This window comes from Mesorhizobium sp. M1E.F.Ca.ET.063.01.1.1 (genome assembly GCF_003998155.1).
Taxonomy (GTDB): Bacteria; Pseudomonadota; Alphaproteobacteria; order Rhizobiales; family Rhizobiaceae; genus Mesorhizobium.
The window spans coordinates 1-2220 of sequence record NZ_RZSC01000885.1 but is presented as its reverse complement, the minus strand read 5'-3'; the positions used below and the strand labels follow the sequence as shown (position 1 = coordinate 2220).

The window sequence follows — 2220 nt, the reverse complement described above, 5'->3', positions numbered from 1 at the left end:
GCCCGACACCATGCGGCTGAAGAAGCCGCCGATCTCCGGTTCGGCATGCTCCAGGAAGGTTTCGTGGCGCAGCGCCACCTCGCGCGTCGGCGGCTCGTAACCGGCCGAGCACATGACGTAATTGGCGATCGCCTTGACGAAGAGGTCGTTCCACGACGGATCGTTGCTGGCGGCCGCGGTCCGGTCGTTGATCCGGAACAGGATCTCGGCTTCGGCCTTGGTGACGGCGATGTTGCCGTGGCCGCCATAGGCATAGAGGATGCGGCGCAGAAGATCGACCTCGGCCTCGGCGATCAGCCCGGGTACAAGGTTGCCGCCAAGCATCAGCGGGCCTTTGCCGGCGATCACCGCATTGGCGACCTGCTCCAGCGCATAGGCCGAAAGTTGGCTGGGTGAGGATTTCGCCTCCTCCAGCACATGCACCAGAAGCTCGAGTTCGGTGCGGCTGTCCACCATGCCGTCGCGCGAGATGGTGCGGACCAGCCAACCGGCGTTCTCCTCGGAGATATAGCCCTCCGGTTTCTCCTGATAGACGATGTAGTCGGTCACCGCCTCGACGAAGAACAGCGCCCATTCCGGGCACTTGTCCCGTGCCGTCTGGTCGAGCGCGAAAAGCGCCTCGGCCTCGCCGCGGCTCACGACGCCGTCGGCGAACACTTCGCGCCGCAGCATCGTCACGTCCTCGGCCGTGATGCAGTTCTTGGAGGTCAGCCCTGCCACCGGAGCGCTCATGATCGATTCGCCCATCTGCCGTCCCTGCCCGTCGCCTGTTGCCGGCGAACCCAATGCATTGTCCGATTGAGCCTTATCAGCATTGTCTTGAGAAACCGGCAAATGACGTGGTTAGCGAAGACTTGTCAGCCAATGCATGCGGAAGCGCAGCAGCCGTCATTTGCAGGCCGGCATCACCTGAATATCAACACACCTAGATGTCGCTGGGAGGTGACAAGGTGTCGCCGACGGGCTATGGATGGCGCGTCGGGGACTCAGGCGACTGAGTCCCACCTGTTTGCGGGAGAGAGCAGCGAGAGCTGTCGCCGAAGGGGAAATCGCCCGAAATCTCTCAGGCAAAAGAACCGTTGACGGGAAAGACAACTCTGGAAAGTCGGGATTTTTCCCGCGCCGAAGGTGTAAGCGCTGCCGACAGAGTTACGGGGCGCGAGTCTCTCAGGCTTCAGACAGAGGGGCACGGACTGGACCGCGATTGGCGGTCGATTGCGTGCGACTCTGGAGATGACATGACGGGCGAAGACACCAAACACCTACCCCTCGAGGATTTGCACGGCGCGGCCGGCGCGCGTTTTGGCGCATTTGCCGGCTGGTCGATGCCACTCACCTATCCACCCGGCGTGATGAAGGAGCACCTCCACACGCGCGAGCATGCCGGCCTATTCGACATCTCGCACATGAAGCTGTTCGAGGTCGGCGGTCCGGGAGCCGCGGCGCTTCTCAATCGCGCCTGCCCGCTCGATGCCGGCGTGCTGGAGATTTCCCAATCCAAATACACTTTCTTGCTTAATGAGGCCGCCGGCATCAACGACGACCTGATCGTCACAAGGCTCGGCGACAATCGCTTCATGGTGGTCGCCAATGCGGGCAACGCGGCGGAGGACGAAAAGCACCTGCGTGCGCTGGCCGCTGATTTCGACGCCAGGCTCGAGCCGCTCGACCGCGTCTTCCTGGCGATCCAGGGCCCGGATGCCTGGGCAGCCCTTTCGCGCGCCGGCATAGAGACCGGCTCGCTGCTGTTCATGCACGGCGTCGAGCCTCGGCCAAACTGGTTCATGAGCCGCTCAGGCTATACCGGCGAGGACGGTTTCGAGATCGGACTGCCGGAGGCGGACGCCCGAGATCTTGTCGCCAAGCTGCTGCAGGACGAGCGCGTGCAATGGATCGGCCTTGCCGCCCGCGACAGCCTGCGGCTGGAGGCGGGGCTGTGCCTGCACGGCCAGGACCTGACACCCGAGATCGATCCGGCAAGCGCCGGGCTGATGTGGGCCATCCCCAAGGAAGTCCGCGCCTCCGGTGGTTTCATCGGCGCCGACGCGTTGCGCTCGATCCTCGAGCGCGGGCCGTCGCAAAAACGCGTCGGCCTGAAGCCGGATGGCCGCCAGCCGGTGCGCGCCGGCGCGGCGCTGGTCGACGCCGACGGCAAGCCGGCCGGCCACGTCGCCTCGGGCGGCTTCGGCCCTTCGACAGGCCACCCGGTCGCCATGGGAT

Annotated in this window: 2 protein-coding genes and 1 riboswitch; of the genes, one reads left to right on the top strand and one right to left on the bottom strand. The window is 64.7% G+C overall.

Features of this window, described 5'->3' with window-relative positions; all coding sequences use genetic code 11:
• A partial coding sequence (locus tag EOA29_RS33815) for a hypothetical protein (protein ID WP_127222226.1) occupies positions 1 to 747 on the bottom strand: 747 nt, incomplete at its 3' end.
• Between the two features lie 255 nt (positions 748 to 1002).
• Positions 1003 to 1089, top strand: a riboswitch (glycine riboswitch).
• A gap of 149 nt (positions 1090 to 1238) precedes the next feature.
• On the opposite strand from EOA29_RS33815, the gene gcvT reads away from it, so the two are divergent.
• Positions 1239 to 2220: glycine cleavage system aminomethyltransferase GcvT (gene gcvT / locus EOA29_RS33810; protein WP_127222225.1), on the top strand; the 982-nt coding region annotated here is incomplete at its 3' end.